The sequence below is a fragment of the Sneathiella chungangensis genome (genome assembly GCF_009882935.1).
GTDB classification, from domain to species: domain Bacteria; phylum Pseudomonadota; class Alphaproteobacteria; order Sneathiellales; family Sneathiellaceae; genus Sneathiella; species Sneathiella chungangensis.
In genome coordinates this window covers 1-15,708 of sequence record NZ_WTVA01000012.1, presented here as the reverse complement: position 1 = coordinate 15,708, position 15,708 = coordinate 1, and the positions used below count along the sequence as shown (strand labels likewise).

The 15,708-nt window shown below is 57.0% G+C and carries 13 protein-coding genes and 1 tRNA gene; all 14 read right to left on the bottom strand.

The genetic code is table 11. The features are described from left to right. Positions 1-79, bottom strand: a 79-nt coding sequence (locus GQF03_RS18915) for a hypothetical protein (RefSeq protein ID WP_241691216.1), incomplete at its 3' end; no start/stop codon positions are given. A gap of 39 nt (positions 80-118) precedes the next feature. Continuing rightward, positions 119-2,194, bottom strand: a complete 2,076-nt coding sequence (gene fusA / locus GQF03_RS11640; RefSeq protein ID WP_161339463.1) for an elongation factor G — start codon at positions 2,192-2,194, stop codon at positions 119-121. Positions 2,195-2,233: 39 nt separating this feature from the next. Then, positions 2,234-2,704, bottom strand: a complete 471-nt coding sequence (gene rpsG / locus GQF03_RS11635; protein ID WP_161339462.1) for a 30S ribosomal protein S7 — start codon at positions 2,702-2,704, stop codon at positions 2,234-2,236. Between the two features lie 12 nt (positions 2,705-2,716). Further along, positions 2,717-3,088, bottom strand: coding sequence for a 30S ribosomal protein S12 (rpsL, locus tag GQF03_RS11630; protein ID WP_161316330.1), 372 nt, complete (start codon positions 3,086-3,088; stop codon positions 2,717-2,719). Between the two features lie 431 nt (positions 3,089-3,519). Next, the gene (rpoC, locus tag GQF03_RS11625) at positions 3,520-7,707 is read right to left on the bottom strand and encodes a DNA-directed RNA polymerase subunit beta' (RefSeq protein ID WP_161339461.1); all 4,188 of its coding nucleotides are present in this window, start codon (positions 7,705-7,707) and stop codon (positions 3,520-3,522) included. Positions 7,708-7,824: 117 nt separating this feature from the next. Next, positions 7,825-11,928 carry a DNA-directed RNA polymerase subunit beta gene (rpoB, locus tag GQF03_RS11620; protein WP_161339460.1) on the bottom strand — a complete coding sequence of 1,368 codons (4,104 nt, stop codon included), beginning with the start codon at positions 11,926-11,928 and terminating at the stop codon, positions 7,825-7,827. Positions 11,929-12,197: 269 nt separating this feature from the next. Beyond that, entirely contained in the window at positions 12,198-12,578 is a 381-nt protein-coding gene (rplL, locus tag GQF03_RS11615) for a 50S ribosomal protein L7/L12 (protein ID WP_161339459.1), read from the bottom strand. 60 nt (positions 12,579-12,638) lie between these two features. Then, on the bottom strand, positions 12,639-13,148 hold the full coding sequence (gene rplJ, locus GQF03_RS11610) for a 50S ribosomal protein L10 (RefSeq protein WP_161339458.1): 510 nt from the start codon (positions 13,146-13,148) through the stop codon (positions 12,639-12,641). Positions 13,149-13,423: 275 nt separating this feature from the next. Continuing rightward, a complete protein-coding gene (rplA, locus tag GQF03_RS11605; protein WP_161339457.1) occupies positions 13,424-14,116 on the bottom strand; it encodes a 50S ribosomal protein L1 in 693 nt (230 codons plus the stop codon). A 4-nt stretch (positions 14,117-14,120) separates the two neighbouring features. Then, the gene (rplK, locus tag GQF03_RS11600; RefSeq protein WP_161339456.1) at positions 14,121-14,549 is read right to left on the bottom strand and encodes a 50S ribosomal protein L11; all 429 of its coding nucleotides are present in this window, start codon (positions 14,547-14,549) and stop codon (positions 14,121-14,123) included. An 85-nt stretch (positions 14,550-14,634) separates the two neighbouring features. Next, on the bottom strand, positions 14,635-15,165 hold the full coding sequence (gene nusG / locus GQF03_RS11595; RefSeq protein ID WP_161339455.1) for a transcription termination/antitermination protein NusG: 531 nt from the start codon (positions 15,163-15,165) through the stop codon (positions 14,635-14,637). Between the two features lie 4 nt (positions 15,166-15,169). After that, entirely contained in the window at positions 15,170-15,367 is a 198-nt protein-coding gene (secE, locus tag GQF03_RS11590) for a preprotein translocase subunit SecE (RefSeq protein WP_161339454.1), read from the bottom strand. Between the two features lie 73 nt (positions 15,368-15,440). Next, a tRNA-Trp gene (locus GQF03_RS11585) sits at positions 15,441-15,516 on the bottom strand. 111 nt (positions 15,517-15,627) lie between these two features. Beyond that, positions 15,628-15,708 (bottom strand): EF-Tu C-terminal domain-related protein (locus tag GQF03_RS11580; protein ID WP_206673076.1); only part of this gene is annotated, 81 nt, incomplete at its 5' end.

Genomic DNA, 15,708 nt, shown 5'->3' with positions numbered 1-15,708 from the left:
TCGTCTTCCCATGGTCAACATGACCAATCGTTCCAATGTTTACATGCGGTTTACTACGATCAAATTTCTCTTTGGCCATTTTATTTCTCCGTTTTCTCCGGCTGCCTCAGCTTTTGCGTTACGCCAACTTCGCCAGAACTTCGTCTGAAACGTGTTGTGGCACAGGTTCATAATGATCAAAGACCATGGAAAATGTTGCGCGACCCTGTGTCTGGGAACGCAGGTTATTCACATAGCCAAACATATTGGCCAGCGGCACCATGGCATTGACAACTTGCGCGACACCGCGCGGTTCCGTTCCGGTCACCTGACCGCGCCGGCTGTTCAAGTCGCCCATGACATCGCCGATATATTCGTCAGGCGTCACGATCTCGACCTTCATCATCGGCTCGAGCAGGCGCAGCCCCGCCTTGCGGGCAACTTCGCGCATCGCGGCACGACCGGCAATTTCAAAGGCCATGACCGAGCTGTCGACGTCATGATAGGCGCCATCAACCAGGGTCACATCCACGTCAATCAACGGGAAGCCAGCCAGCACGCCCGTTTCGACGATATCACGTACACCCTTCTCAACACCCGGAATATATTCTTTCGGAACCGAACCACCGGTAATGGTGTCACTGAAAGTGAATCCTGCGCCCGGTTCGCCCGGCTGAACAACAATCTTGATGCGGGCGAACTGACCCGAACCACCTGATTGCTTCTTATGGGTGTAATCAAGTTCGGCTTGCTTGGTGATGCTTTCACGATACGCCACCTGCGGCGCACCAATGTTGGCCTCTACCCCGAATTCCCGCTTCATGCGATCGACAATGATGTCGAGATGCAATTCGCCCATGCCCTTGATGATCGTCTGACCGCTTTCGATGTCCGAAGAGACGCGGAAAGACGGATCTTCTTTTGCCAGACGGTTCAGGGCAACACCCATTTTTTCCTGGTCAGTCTTGGTTTTCGGCTCAACCGCAATCTCGATAACCGGCTCCGGGAACTCCATCCGCTCAAGGATAACCGGCTTTGCAGAATCGCACAGCGTATCACCGGTCGTCGTGTCTTTCAGCCCAGCGATAGCAACAATGTCACCGGCGCGCGCCTCTTTCACATCTTCCCGGCTGTTGGCATGCATCTGCAGCATACGGCCCACACGCTCACGGCTGTTCTTGACCGAGTTCAATGTCTGCGTACCGGATTCAAGAACGCCCGAATAAATGCGAACGAAGGTCAGCGAGCCCACGAACGGGTCGGTCATCACCTTGAACGCCAGGCCTGCAAACGGCTGATCATCCGACGGAAGACGCTCGATATCCTGCTCCGTTTTCACGTCGATACCATGCGTGCCGCCGATATCCGTCGGAGAGGGCATGAATTCGACAACCGCGTCAAGAAGCGGCTGGACACCCTTGTTCTTGAAAGCCGTTCCCGTCAGCACCGGAACGAAGGTCGCGGCAAGCGTTCCCTTACGAATGCAAGCGCGAAGGGTTTCCTCGCTCGGCTCTTCGCCTTCAAGATAGGCCTCGAACACAGCCTCATCCGCCTCAATGGCCGTCTCGACCATGGCTTCATGATATTTGGCCGCCTGATCCGCGAGATCGGCACGAATGTCGCGATATTCGAAGGATGCGCCCATCTCTTCACCGCTCCAGACGATTTCCTTCATCTTGATCAGATCGACAACGCCTTCAAACTCGGCTTCAGAACCAATCGGGAGCTGCAGAACAAGCGGTTTCGCGCCAAGGCGGGTCTTGAACATTTCAACGCAGCGATAAAAATCAGCGCCAGTGCGGTCCATCTTGTTGACGAAGCACATGCGCGGCACGCGATATTTATCCGCCTGGCGCCAGACTGTTTCAGACTGCGGCTCAACGCCGGCAACGCCATCAAATACGGCAACCGCGCCGTCAAGGACGCGAAGGCTGCGCTCGACTTCAATCGTGAAGTCCACGTGACCGGGCGTATCGATGATGTTGATGCGGTGATCCTTCCAGAAACAGGTCGTCGCCGCGGAGGTGATGGTGATACCGCGCTCCTGCTCCTGCTCCATCCAGTCCATGGTTGCGGCGCCATCATGCACCTCACCGATTTTGTGAGACACACCGGTATAGTACAGAATGCGTTCCGTCGTTGTCGTCTTACCGGCATCAATATGGGCCATAATCCCGATGTTGCGGTATCTTTCGATGGGCGTTTTGCGTGCCATGTCGGAAATCCTAGATCAAGCTTGCGTATATAAAACCAGTTACCAGCGATAGTGGGCAAACGCGCGGTTCGCCTCAGCCATCTTGTGCGTGTCTTCACGCTTCTTGACCGCACCACCCCGGTCGTTCGAGGCATCAAGAATTTCGCCGGACAGGCGGTCCACCATGGTCACCTCGCTGCGCTTGCGCGCGCTGGCGATCAGCCAACGGATGGCGAGCGCCTGACCGCGCTCCGAGCGAACCTCGACCGGCACCTGATAGGTCGCACCACCAACCCGGCGGGAGCGCACTTCGATATCCGGCTTGATTTTATCGAGGGCTTCATGGAAGACGTCAACGGGGCTCGATCCCGTCTTCTTTTCAATGATGTCAAAAGCACCATAAACAATGCCTTCGGCGGTAGACTTTTTCCCGTCAAACATGAGGGAGTTCATGAACTTGGTCAGAACAACGTCCCCAAACTTTGCGTCAGGGAGAACTTCGCGTTTTTCAGCTGCGTGACGACGTGACATTCGACTAATTCCTTATTTCGGCTTCTTCGCGCCATATTTGGAGCGACGCTGACGGCGATCCGCAATGCCTTGCGTATCCAGCACGCCACGAATGATATGATAACGAACACCCGGCAAGTCCTTCACACGACCGCCACGGATCAGAACAACGGAATGTTCCTGGAGGTTATGGCCTTCGCCGGGGATATAACTGGTGACTTCAAAACCGTTCGTCAGACGCACGCGGGCAACCTTACGAAGTGCCGAGTTCGGCTTCTTCGGAGTCGTCGTATAAACTCTCGTGCAAACACCACGCTTCTGCGGGCACGCCTCCATGGCGGGCACTTTATTACGCGAAACCGGCGCCTTGCGGGGGTTTCTGATCAGCTGATTAATAGTAGGCATTCTTCTTCCTATCATTCGTCACCGCAAATAGAACAGCCGCGTGCAGTTGCGGCTCTGCTCGCGGTCAGGTTTTTTGCGTCCACCCGAAGAGACTTAACACGTGTGTTTTTTTAAAAAATCCCAACGACACACGGAAAAATTAGTACACGACTGTTGTCAGGAGCGCGCAATATATTGGGGAGGTCCGGTACAGTCAAGCAGAAAAGATTGCCTTTTTGTTAATCTTCTTCTGCTGCCGATTTCGGCCCTCCTTCTCCTCCTATCTGGGACTGAATCGGGCAATTTTGTGATATCGGTCCCGAATTCGTCGACGAGACCAGTCGATTACCCGCCCCATAACAGAAAACGGCGCCCGATCAGGGGCGCCGCTCTCGCTTTTCTTCCCTCTCCCATCGCCGGATTGGCGATAGAAGACGCTGATTCTCGCCGCGTTACTCTGCGGCGGAGGTTTCTCCGGCGCCTTCGGGCTCCAGCATCTCGACTGCCGCTTCGGCATTCTCCTGGATTTCCTTGTCGCGTTTCGCTGCCACCAGCTTGAGACGGTTCATCTGGGCGCCGGTACCTGCCGGGATCAGACGGCCGACAATGACGTTCTCTTTGAGACCCATCAGAGTGTCCTTCTTGCCGGCAACAGACGCTTCCGTCAGGACCCGGGTCGTTTCCTGGAAGGACGCGGCCGAGATGAAGGAGTTGGTCTGCAGGCTTGCCTTGGTGATACCGAGAAGGATCGGGCTGCCTTCCGCCGGCGCCTTGCCTGCCGCGACGAGTTTCTCGTTCTGTGCCTCGAATTCCTCGCGGTCGATCTGCTCGCCGATCAGGAAGGAACTGTCGCCCTGTTTCTCGATCTCGATCTTCTGCAGCATCTGACGGCAGATCACTTCGATATGCTTATCGTTGATCTTCACGCCCTGCAGGCGATAAACGTCCTGGATCTCATTGATCAGGAAGTTGGCGAGCGCCTCGACACCCAGAACCTTCAGGATATCATGCGGCGCGGGGTTCCCGTCGAGAAGATAGTCGCCGACCCGGACATAGTCCCCCTCATTGACAGCAAGATGCTTGCCCTTGGGGATGAGATATTCGATCGGCTCGGCGCCTTCCTCCTCCGGCCGGATCGAAACCCGGCGCTTGGACTTGTAGTCCTTGCCAAATTCGACGAAACCGCTGGCCTCGGCGATGATCGCATGGTCCTTCGGACGGCGGGCTTCGAAAAGCTCGGCCACCCGCGGCAGACCACCCGTGATATCCTTTGTCTTGGAGCCTTCACGCGGAATACGCGCGAGCACGTCACCGGCCTGCACATCCGCCCCGTCTTCTACCGACAGAATTGCGTCCACCGGCAGGAAGTAGCGGGCTTCGTGACCGCTTGGAAGCGTCAGGAGTTCTCCATCGTCGCCGCGCAAGGTGATACGCGGACGCAGGTCGCTGCCCTTCGGCTGGGACTTCCAGTCAACGACGACTTTCCGGGCGATACCCGTTGCCTCGTCGACCTGTTCGGCCATGGAGACACCGGAAACCAGGTCCTTGTAGCTGACTTTACCCTCAAGCTCGGTGATAACCGGCGTGGTGAACGGATCCCACTGCGCCAGCTTGTCGCCCTTCTTGACCTCGGCGCCTTCATCGACCAGCAATCGCGTACCGTAGGCGATCCGATAGCGCGCCCGCTCACGATTGTTGGAATCGACAAGCACCAGTTCCGAATTCCGGCCCATCACGATCGGGTTGCCGCTGCTGTTCACAACGACGTTGCGGTTATCGATCTTGATCGTCCCGTCGTGAGAGGCGTCAATGGAGGAGACTTCCGCAACCTGCGCCGTCCCGCCGATATGGAATGTGCGCATGGTAAGCTGCGTTCCCGGCTCGCCGATCGACTGGGCGGCAATAACGCCGACCGCCTCGCCGATATTGACGGGTGTCCCGCGGGCAAGATCACGGCCATAACATTTACCGCAAATGCCGCCCTTGGTTTCACAGGTCAGAACCGAGCGGATCAGAACCTGTTCCACGCCGGAGGTTTCCGCAAGCAACGAGCTTGCCTCGTCGAACATCTCGCCGCCGGCGACGATCACATCACCCGACGACGGGTCGATGACATCCACAGCCGCGGTGCGGCCAAGAAGCCGGTCGCTGAGCGTCGCGATCACATCACTGCCCTCCACGACTTCACGAACCGTGACGCCTTTCTCGGTGCCGCAATCTTCCTCGATCACGACGCAATCTTGGGCGACGTCGACGAGACGGCGGGTCAGGTAACCGGAGTTCGCGGTTTTCAACGCCGTATCGGCAAGACCCTTACGGGCGCCATGGGTGGAGTTGAAATACTCAAGAACGCTGAGGCCTTCCTTGAAGTTGGAGATGATCGGCGTCTCGATGATCTCACCGGAGGGCTTGGCCATCAGACCGCGCATACCGGCAAGCTGCTTCATCTGGGCGGCGGAACCACGGGCACCGGAGTTGGCCATCATGTAGATGGAGTTAATGCCGACCTGACGGTTATCCTCATCCATTTCTACCGCTTCAATGACTTTCATCATCTCGTCGGCGACCCGGTCCGTACATTGTGACCAGGCGTCAATGACCTTGTTGTATTTCTCGCCCTGGGTGATCAGGCCGTCATAATACTGGCGCTCATATTCCTCGGCGAGCTTGCGGGTTTCCTCAACCAGCCGCTCTTTCGCTTCCGGAATGCGCATGTCGTCCTTGCCGAAGGAAATACCGGCGCGGCAGGCATGGGAGAACCCAAGTCCCATCAGCCGGTCCGCGAAGATAACCGTCTCCTTCTGACCGCAATGGCGGTAGACCTCGTCGATCACCTGCGTGATTTCCTTCTTCGTCAGCAGGCGGTTAATCAGATCGAAGCTGATTTTCGCATTGCGCGGCAGGATTTCCTCGATCAGCATGCGGCCCGGCGTTGTTTCAACCACTTTCCGGACTTCGGTGCCGTCTTCCTGGACCACGGAGATGCGGGTCTTGATCTTGCTGTGCAGCGTCAGGATCTTGTTGTCGATCGCATGCTGGGCTTCCGCGACATCGGCAATCACCATCCCCTCACCCGGCTCGTTGGCGATATCCATGGTCAGGTAATAGATGCCGAGAACGATGTCCTGGCTGGGCACGATAATCGGCTTGCCGCTTGCCGGGCTCAGGATGTTGTTCGTCGACATCATGAGAACGCGGGCTTCAAGCTGGGCTTCCAGCGAGAGCGGTACATGAACCGCCATCTGGTCGCCGTCGAAGTCGGCGTTGAAGGCGGTACAGACGAGCGGATGCAGCTGGATCGCCTTACCCTCGATGAGGACCGGCTCAAATGCCTGAATGCCGAGACGGTGAAGCGTCGGCGCGCGGTTGAGGAGAACCGGATGCTCGCGGATCACCTCTTCGAGAATGTCCCAGACTTCCGGGCGTTCCTTCTCGACCAGCTTTTTCGCCATCTTCACGGTCGCCGCCATGCCCTTGAGTTCGAGCTTGGCGTAGATAAAGGGCTTGAACAGCTCGAGCGCCATCTTTTTAGGCAGGCCGCATTGATGGAGCTTCAGCTCCGGCCCCACCACGATCACTGAACGACCGGAATAGTCGACGCGCTTGCCGAGCAGGTTCTGGCGGAACCGGCCCTGCTTGCCTTTCAGCATGTCGGAAAGGGATTTCAGCGGCCGCTTGTTGGCGCCCGTGATCACCCGGCCACGACGGCCGTTATCGAAGAGGGCGTCGACGGATTCCTGCAGCATGCGCTTTTCGTTGCGAACGATGATGTCCGGCGCGCGCAGCTCGATCAGGCGTTTCAGACGGTTGTTCCGGTTGATCACCCGACGATACAGATCGTTGAGGTCGGAGGTCGCGAAGCGGCCGCCATCGAGCGGCACCAGCGGGCGCAATTCCGGCGGAATGACCGGGATCACCTGCAGGATCATCCATTCGGGACGGTTGCCCGATTCCATGAAAGCCTCGATGATCTTCAGGCGCTTGGCGAGCTTGCGGGGCTTGGCTTCCGACGTCGTCGTTGCCATTTCCTCGCGGATTTCATCGCGGATGGTTTCAAGATCGAGAGCGGCGAGAATATCGCGGATCGCCTCGGCGCCGATACCGGCGGTGAAGGCGTCCTCACCATACTCGTCCTGCGCATCAAGATATTCTTCCTCGCTCAAAAGCTGGAACTGCTTGAGCGGCGAAAGGCCGGGCTCAATGACCACATAGTTCTCGAAATAGAGGATCCGCTCGAGATCCTTCAGCGTCATGTCGAGCAGCAGGCCGATGCGGGAGGGAAGCGATTTCAGGAACCAGATATGGGCAACCGGGGAGGCCAGCTCGATATGCGCCATGCGTTCGCGGCGCACCTTCGACAGGGTCACCTCGACGCCGCATTTCTCGCAGGTAATCCCGCGGTACTTCATCCGCTTGTACTTGCCGCACAGGCATTCGTAATCCTTGATCGGACCGAAGATGCGCGCGCAGAAAAGACCGTCTTTTTCCGGCTTGAAGGTTCGGTAATTGATGGTTTCGGGCTTTTTGATCTCGCCGAACGACCAGGACCGGATCCTCTCCGGTGACGCGATCGAAATACGGATTTCATCAAAAGCCTGAGTGCCCTGTGGCTGACCAAAAAGGTTCATCAACTCATTCATGGACCATCTCTCCTTTTAAACCCCGGGGTCCCCGGGAGGCGCTTGATAGCGGCCTGTAAAATAACTGTCTGTGACCAACGTGGCAATTGGCCCCGGCATGACCCGGGGCCAACCTTATCAGTAACCTATCTGCGAAAGTTCGACATTCAGGCACAGGGACCGCATTTCCTTGACCAGAACGTTAAAGCTTTCCGGGATACCGGCTTCAAACGTATCGTCACCGCGGACAATGGCTTCATAGACTTTCGTCCGGCCCGCCACGTCGTCCGACTTGACGGTCAGCATTTCCTGCAGGGTGTAGGCGGCGCCATAGGCCTGCAGGGCCCAGACTTCCATTTCACCGAAACGCTGTCCGCCGAATTGCGCCTTACCGCCCAGCGGCTGCTGGGTGACCAGGCTGTATGGTCCGATCGACCGCGCATGGATCTTGTCATCGACCAGATGATGCAGCTTCAGCATATAGATATAGCCCACCGTCACCTTGCGATCAAAGGGTTCCCCCGTCCGGCCGTCGATAAGCGTGACCTGACCGGAGGTATCCAGACCGGCGATTTCGAGAAGACGGTTGATGTCTTCCTCTTTGGCGCCGTCGAAAACCGGGGTCGCCATCGGCACGCCGTTCTTGAGGTTGCCGCCGAGTTCGAGGAACTGCTCGTCCGACATGCCGGAGATCTTTTCCTCGTATTCTTCCTCGCCGTAAACCTCTTTCAGCTTGGCTTTCAGCGGCTCCAGATCGGTGGCGCCCAGACGGATCCGGGTCATGATCTCGGTGATCTGGGTGCCGATACCATGGCTGGCCCAGCCGAGATGCGTTTCCAGGATCTGCCCGACATTCATACGCGAAGGCACGCCCAGCGGGTTGAGCACGATATCGACCGGCTTGCCATCTTCCAGATACGGCATATCCTCTTCCGGCAGAATGCGGGAGATAACACCCTTGTTGCCATGACGGCCGGCCATCTTGTCACCCGGCTGAAGCTTGCGCTTCACGGCAACGAAGACTTTCACCATCTTCATCACCCCAGGCGGAAGTTCATCCCCGCGCTGCAGCTTGTCGACCTTGTTCTCGAAGCGGGCACGCAGGCCACCAATGGCCTCGTCATACTGCTTCTTGAGCTGCTCGATCTTCTCCATCGCGGCGTCGTCCTTGACGCTGATCTGCCACCAGACACCCGGGTGCAGTTCCATCAGCTTCTCGGACGTGATTTCTTCATTCGCCTTGAATTCTTTCGGGCCCGAAGCAACCTTCTGCGAGACCAGCAGGCCTTTGAGGCGGTCATAGATCGTCCGCTCCAGGATGGCCTTTTCGTCATCACGGTCTTTTGCCAGATGCTCGATCTCATCGCGTTCGATGGCGAGCGCGCGTTCGTCCTTCTCAACGCCGTGGCGGTTGAAGACACGAACTTCAACGACCGTACCGGCAACCCCCGGCGGCAGGCGCAGCGACGTATCGCGAACGTCGGAGGCCTTCTCACCGAAGATGGCGCGCAGGAGTTTTTCTTCCGGCGTCATCGGGCTTTCACCCTTCGGCGTGATCTTGCCGACAAGAATATCGCCCGGCTGGATTTCCGCACCGACATAAACGATCCCGGCTTCGTCGAGGTTTTTCAGCCCCTCTTCGCCGACGTTCGGAATATCACGGGTGATTTCTTCCGGGCCCAGCTTCGTATCGCGGGCCATAACCTCGAATTCCTCGATATGGATCGAGGTGAAGACGTCGTCCTTCACGATCCGTTCGGAGATCAGGATGGAGTCCTCAAAGTTATACCCATTCCACGGCATGAAGGCGACCAGCACGTTCCGGCCGAGGGCAAGCTCACCCAGATCCGTTGACGGACCGTCGCAGATGATGTCCCCCGCTTCAACCCTGTCACCGACTTTCACCAGCGGGCGCTGGGTGATGCAGGTATTCTGGTTCGAGCGCTGGAACTTCAGCAGGTTGTAGATATCGACACCGGATTTGCTGAGGTCTTCCTCGTTGATCGCCCGGATAACGATACGGGTCGCATCCACCTGATCAACGATACCGGCACGCTTGGCAACTGTTGCCACGCCGGAATCGCGGGCCACCCGTTCTTCCATGCCGGTGCCGACGAACGGCGCCTCGGCGCGAAGAAGCGGAACGGCCTGACGCTGCATGTTCGATCCCATCAGGGCGCGGTTGGCATCGTCATTTTCCAGGAACGGAATAAGTGCCGCACCGACGGACACCAGCTGTTTCGGAGACACGTCGATATAGGTCACGTCTTCGGGCTTGGCGACAACATATTCGCCCTGCGCCCGGCAGCGCACGAAATCTTCCGTGAACATGCCATTTTCGTCGAGCGCCGCGTTGGCCTGGGAGATCGTATGCTTGCTCTCCTCCATGGCCGAGAGATATTTGACTTCCCCGGTCAGCTTGCCGTTTTCGACACGCTGATACGGGCTTTCGATGAAGCCATACTTATTCACCCGTGCGAACGTCGCCAGCGAGTTGATCAGGCCGATGTTCGGGCCTTCCGGCGTTTCAATCGGGCAGATACGGCCATAATGGGTCGGATGCACGTCGCGCACCTCAAAGCCGGCACGCTCGCGGGTCAGGCCGCCCGGTCCAAGTGCGGACAGGCGCCTTTTGTGCGTAATTTCCGAGAGCGGGTTGGTCTGGTCCATGAACTGGCTGAGCTGGCTTGAACCGAAGAACTCCCGCACGGCGGCGGCGGCCGGTTTCGCATTGATCAGGTCATGCGGCATGACGGTATCAATCTCGACCGAGCTCATGCGTTCGCGAATGGCGCGCTCCATGCGAAGCAGGCCAATGCGGTACTGGTTTTCCATCAGCTCGCCGACGGAACGAACTCGGCGGTTGCCGAGATTATCGATATCGTCGGTTTCCCCATGGCCATCCTTCAGGCGGACAAGGGTTTTGACGACGGCGAGAATGTCCTCTTTACGCAGAACACGAACGGTGTCTTCCGCATCAAGGTCGAGGCGGAGGTTCATCTTCACCCGGCCGACGGCGGAAAGATCATAGCGTTCCGAATCGAAGAACAGACCATTGAACAGCGCTTCTGCCGTTTCCTCTGTCGGCGGCTCGCCGGGGCGCATCACGCGGTAAATATCGATCAGCGCCTGATCGCGGGAGCTGCTCTTGTCCACCGCCAGCGTATTGCGGATATAGGGCCCGACATTGACATTATCGATGTCCAGCGTCGGGATTTCCTTGAACCCTGACGCCTCGAGCTGATCGATCAGGGTCTCCGTCAGCTCGTCACCGGCCTCAACCAGAACTTCGCCGGTCTTCTCGTTGATCAGATCTTCCGCGACGAAGCGGCCGACGAGATCGAGATGGCCGACGAGCATGTCCTTCAGGCCCTCATCCATCAGTTTCTTGGCGAGACGCTGGGTAATCTTTGTTCCGGCTTCGGCGACGACTTTCTGTGTATCGGCGTCGACAAGATCGCGGATCAGGCGGCTGCCGCGCACGCGTTCGATGTTGAACGGAGTCCGCCAGCCCTTCTTCTCGAGCTTGTAATCCACCCGGTCATAGAAATAGGCGAGGATGTCCTCATGGGACATGTCGAGCGCCTGCAGGAGCGTCGTCACCGGCAGCTTGCGACGGCGGTCGATGCGCACATGCACGATGTCCTTCGCGTCGAATTCGAAATCGAGCCAGGAACCCCGGTAGGGAATCACCCGGGCGGCGAACAGAAGCTTGCCGCTGGCATGGGTCTTGCCCTTGTCATGGTCGAAGAAGACACCGGGGCTGCGATGCATCTGGGAGACGATCACGCGTTCGGTGCCGTTGATGATAAAGGTCCCCTTGTCGGTCATGAGCGGCATGTCGCCCATGTAGACGCTTTGTTCCTTGATATCGAGAACGGATTTCGCTTCCGTGTCGGGGTCCACTTCGAACACGATCAGGCGCAGTGTCGCTTTGAGCGGCGCGCCAAAAGTCATGCCGCGCTGCTGGCACTCCTCCTCGTCGTATTTCGGTGCCTCGAATTCATACGAGACAAACTCAAGGCTCGCCGTGTCCGCGAAGTCCTTGATCGGAAAAACGGATTTGAAAACAGATTGAAGACCTTCATCGCCGCGCGCATCAGGCGGCGTGTCTTTCATCAAAAACGCATCGTAGGAAGTTTTCTGAACCTCAATCAAGTTCGGCATTTCGGTTGCCGCCTCGATACTTCCAAAATTCTTACGAACGCGCTTGCGACCGGTGAACGACTGCAATATGCCCATGCCAAATCCCCGTATGTTTCTTGGCCAACTAAAAAACAACCTTTATCGAAAAGGCTGTGCGCCGAACCTTCCGCAGATCGCCATCAATTGGCTAAGCCGCTGAAAATCCTGCTAAATTCTTTCCGTCTTCAGGCCGCCGGAAAAGCCGCGTATTTAAAATCCCGCCGGATCAACATATGCCCGCTTAGAAAGCGGCTGCGGGGAAGGCAGCAAATGCCGCCTTCCCCGTTACCAATTTCGCCACCCGAAGGTCGCGCAGACACAACTGCTTATTTAAGTTCAACAGTTGCGCCAGCGCCTTCGAGCTGTTCTTTAATTTTTGCGGCCTCTTCTTTTGCAACACCTTCCTTGACAGGTTTCGGCGCGCCTTCAACAAGATCCTTTGCTTCCTTAAGGCCGAGACCCGTAATCGCACGGACCTCTTTAATGACGTTGATTTTCTTCTCGCCGGCAGCGGCCAGAATAACGTCAAATTCATCCTTTTCTTCAGCCGGAGCAGCATCGCCACCCGCACCACCAGCAACAGCAGCAACTGCAACCGGTGCCGCGGCGGATACGCCCCATTTTTCTTCCAGAAGTTTTGCAAGTTCTGCAGCTTCCAGCACGGTAAGGCTGGAAAGATCTTCGGCAATCTTTTCGAGATCGGCCATTTTACTATTCTCCTCAGGTAAACCTAACGGTTTGGTTTCAATTCTAACTGGCTATTACATCTAACCCTGTTCGGCTTTCGCCGCCAGGACACGGGCCAACTGACCAGCAGGCGCCTGAAGGACACCGGCGATTTTCGTCGCAGGCGCCTGGATCAGGCCAATCAGTTTTCCGCGAAGTTCATCAAGCGACGGCATGCTTGCAAGCGACTTGACCCCGGCAGGATCAAGTTCGGTTGCCCCCATGGCGCCACCGATAACGATAAACTTCTCATTCCCCTTTGCGTAATCCGTTGCAACTTTCGGGGCCGCGACAGGATCGCTTGAATAAGCGATTCCCACGGGACCTTTCAGTTTGCTGGACAGGGAACTGTAGTCCGTGCCATCAAGAGCGAGACGCGCAAGCCGATTTTTTGTCACTTTGAAGCTGGCACCGGCATCCCGCATCTTTACGCGCAGCTCTGTCATTTCCGCCACAGTGAGACCACTGTATTCAGCGACAACAACAACAGCCGCGTCATTAAAGACACCGTTCAGTTCGGCAACCACCGCTTCTTTTTGCGATCGGTCCACTCGTCGTCTCCAGTTTTGAAATACCTCAAACTCTTCAAGGCATTCCGTTTACACTTGAACCCGGCACCTGCCGGATCCGGTTAAACTGTCCCAGGTCCACCTGAATTGCTGACAAGCAGCGAATTTTTTAGCTTCCCTGTCTATGCAGGCAACATTTGCTTTTAAATTTCCACGGCCCGGAGACAATGGAAACACCTGCAGTCTTGGACAGACGGGCCGGCGAACCAGCCCGACACTTGCCGCCTTCGAAAAGACAGCAAATTCTTCTATCAGCGTCAGATCACGTCGCTGATTTCAAGCTTCACGCCCGGGCCCATGGTCGAGCTTACGGCGATCTTCTTGATAAATGTTCCCTTGGCTCCGCTCGGCTTTGATTTCGCCACCGCGTCAACAAAGGCCCGGATGTTCTCGCTCAAGGCTTCCTTCGTGAAGCTCGACTTGCCGAGGCCGGCATGAACGATGCCGCTTTTCTCGGCGCGGAATTCCACCTGGCCGCCCTTGGCTGCCTTGACCGCCTCACCGACGTTCGGCGTCACAGTCCCCAGTTTCGGGTTCGGCATCAGACCGCGCGGGCCCAGCACCTTGCCGAGACGACCGACAACCGCCATCATGTCCGGCGTTGCGATGCAGCGGTCGAAATTCATTTCGCCGCCCTGAATTTTTTCCATCAGGTCTTCCGCGCCGACCAGATCGGCACCGGCCTTCTTGGCTTCCTCGGCCTTGTCGCCGCGGGCGAACACGGCCACGCGGACGGACTTGCCCGTCCCGTTCGGCAACTGGATCACACCGCGCACCATCTGATCCGCATGCCGCGGATCGACACCAAGGTTCATGGCGATTTCAACGGTTTCATCGAATTTCGATTTGGCGTTCGATTTGATAATCTCGACAGCTTCGTCCAGCGCGTAGAATTTTTCGCGATCAATCATGTCCGCTGCCGCTTTTTGCTTTTTCGTCAGTTTTGCCATGATCCTACTCCACTACTTCCAGGCCCATGGAACGGGCGGAGCCTTTAATGATGTTCATCGCTGCGTCGATATCATTGGCATTCAGATCCACCATCTTCGCTTCGGCAATCTCGCGGACCTGCGCTTCGGTCACCGTGCCGGCAACAGAGCGGCTCGGCGTGCTTCCGCCCTTTTTCAGCTTGGCCGCCTTCTTCAGGAAGTAGGAGGCCGGCGGTGTCTTGGTTACGAAGCTGAACGACCGGTCCGCGTAAACCGTAATCACGGTCGGGATCGGCATACCGCCTTCCATGCTGCCGGTCGAGGCATTGAATGCCTTGCAGAATTCCATAATGTTGACGCCCTGCTGACCCAGAGCCGGGCCGATGGGCGGAGACGGATTTGCCTGTCCCGCCGGGACCTGCAACTTGATATAGCCTTTAATCTTCTTTGCCATTGTATACCCTCTTCGATTTTAAGGGGTCGTGGTGCGACCATGGCCGGCCTCCCACAACGATCCGCACCATGCGGAATTCTGTAACTTAACTTTTCTCGACCTGCGAATAATCGAGCTCGACCGGTGTCGAGCGGCCAAAAATCGAAACCGACACCTTCAGTTTCGCCTTTTCCTCATCGACTTCCTCGACCAGACCCATGAAGGTCGCAAACGGCCCATCGCTGACCCGGACTTCCTCACCCAGCTCGAAGGTGACGGACGGTTTCGGCCGTTCGATGCCTTCCTGAACCTGGTTGAGCACCGCCAGCGCCTCCTTCTCGGAGATCGGTGTCGGTTTGCTGCCGTTCCCGAGGAAACCAGTCACCTTCGGCAGGTTCTTCACCAGATGATACGTCTCGTCATTCATCTCCATATGGGCGAGCACATAGCCCGGGAAGAATTTCCGCTCCGCATTGACCTTCTGGCCGCGGCGGACTTCGACAACCTCTTCGACCGGCACCAGCACTTCGTCAAACAAGTCGGCCATGCCCTTGACGATCGCCTGCTCCTTTACGGATTGCGCAACCTTCTTTTCGAAGCCCGAGTAGGCATGAATGATGTACCAACGTTTTGCCATGTGATCAGGAACCCAGAGACATAATTGCTTTGATGGCGACCTGGATGCCGGAGTCAACCAGGAAAAAGAACATGGACGCCAAAAACACCATGACAAAGACCATCCCCGTGGTCACCAGCGTTTCCTTGCGGGTCGGCCATGTGACTTTCGAGGCTTCCTGCCGCACCTGGCGGATAAAAGCTCCTGGGTTTACCTTTGCCATAATTCTTCAAAAATCCTTCTTCCGGTGAATGACCCGGCGGTATACAAGACTTTTACACATAGATCAACCAGATTGGCAGGAGAGGAGGGACTCGAACCCCCAACCCCCGGTTTTGGAGACCGGTGCTCTACCAATTGAGCTACACTCCTCCGCCCTGAACGGTCAATCCCGGGCCGCCGACGTCAATTGCCGGCGCCCGGGACTAACCTGTGTCTTTATGTAGTCGTCTCGCTGATTAAGACAATTCTTTCTTGTCGTCCTCAAGCGGTTACGGAGGCGACGACGCCGGCGCCGACGGTGCGTCCGCCTTCGCGGATGGCGAAGCGCAGACCCTCGTCCAT

Coding starts and splice junctions, on each gene's coding strand:
- nusG (WP_161339455.1), bottom strand. CDS start 15,165: ATGGCAAAACGTTGGTACATCATTCATGCCTACTCGGGCTTCGAAAAG.
- fusA (WP_161339463.1), bottom strand. CDS start 2,194: ATGGCACGCAAAACGCCCATCGAAAGATACCGCAACATCGGGATTATG.
- rpoB (WP_161339460.1), bottom strand. CDS start 11,928: ATGGGCATATTGCAGTCGTTCACCGGTCGCAAGCGCGTTCGTAAGAAT.
- rplA (WP_161339457.1), bottom strand. CDS start 14,116: ATGGCAAAACTGACGAAAAAGCAAAAAGCGGCAGCGGACATGATTGAT.
- secE (WP_161339454.1), bottom strand. CDS start 15,367: ATGGCAAAGGTAAACCCAGGAGCTTTTATCCGCCAGGTGCGGCAGGAA.
- rpsG (WP_161339462.1), bottom strand. CDS start 2,704: ATGTCACGTCGTCACGCAGCTGAAAAACGCGAAGTTCTCCCTGACGCA.
- rpoC (WP_161339461.1), bottom strand. CDS start 7,707: ATGAATGAGTTGATGAACCTTTTTGGTCAGCCACAGGGCACTCAGGCT.
- rplL (WP_161339459.1), bottom strand. CDS start 12,578: ATGGCCGATCTCGAAAAGATTGCCGAAGATCTTTCCAGCCTTACCGTG.
- rpsL (WP_161316330.1), bottom strand. CDS start 3,088: ATGCCTACTATTAATCAGCTGATCAGAAACCCCCGCAAGGCGCCGGTT.
- rplK (WP_161339456.1), bottom strand. CDS start 14,549: ATGGCAAAGAAGATTAAAGGCTATATCAAGTTGCAGGTCCCGGCGGGA.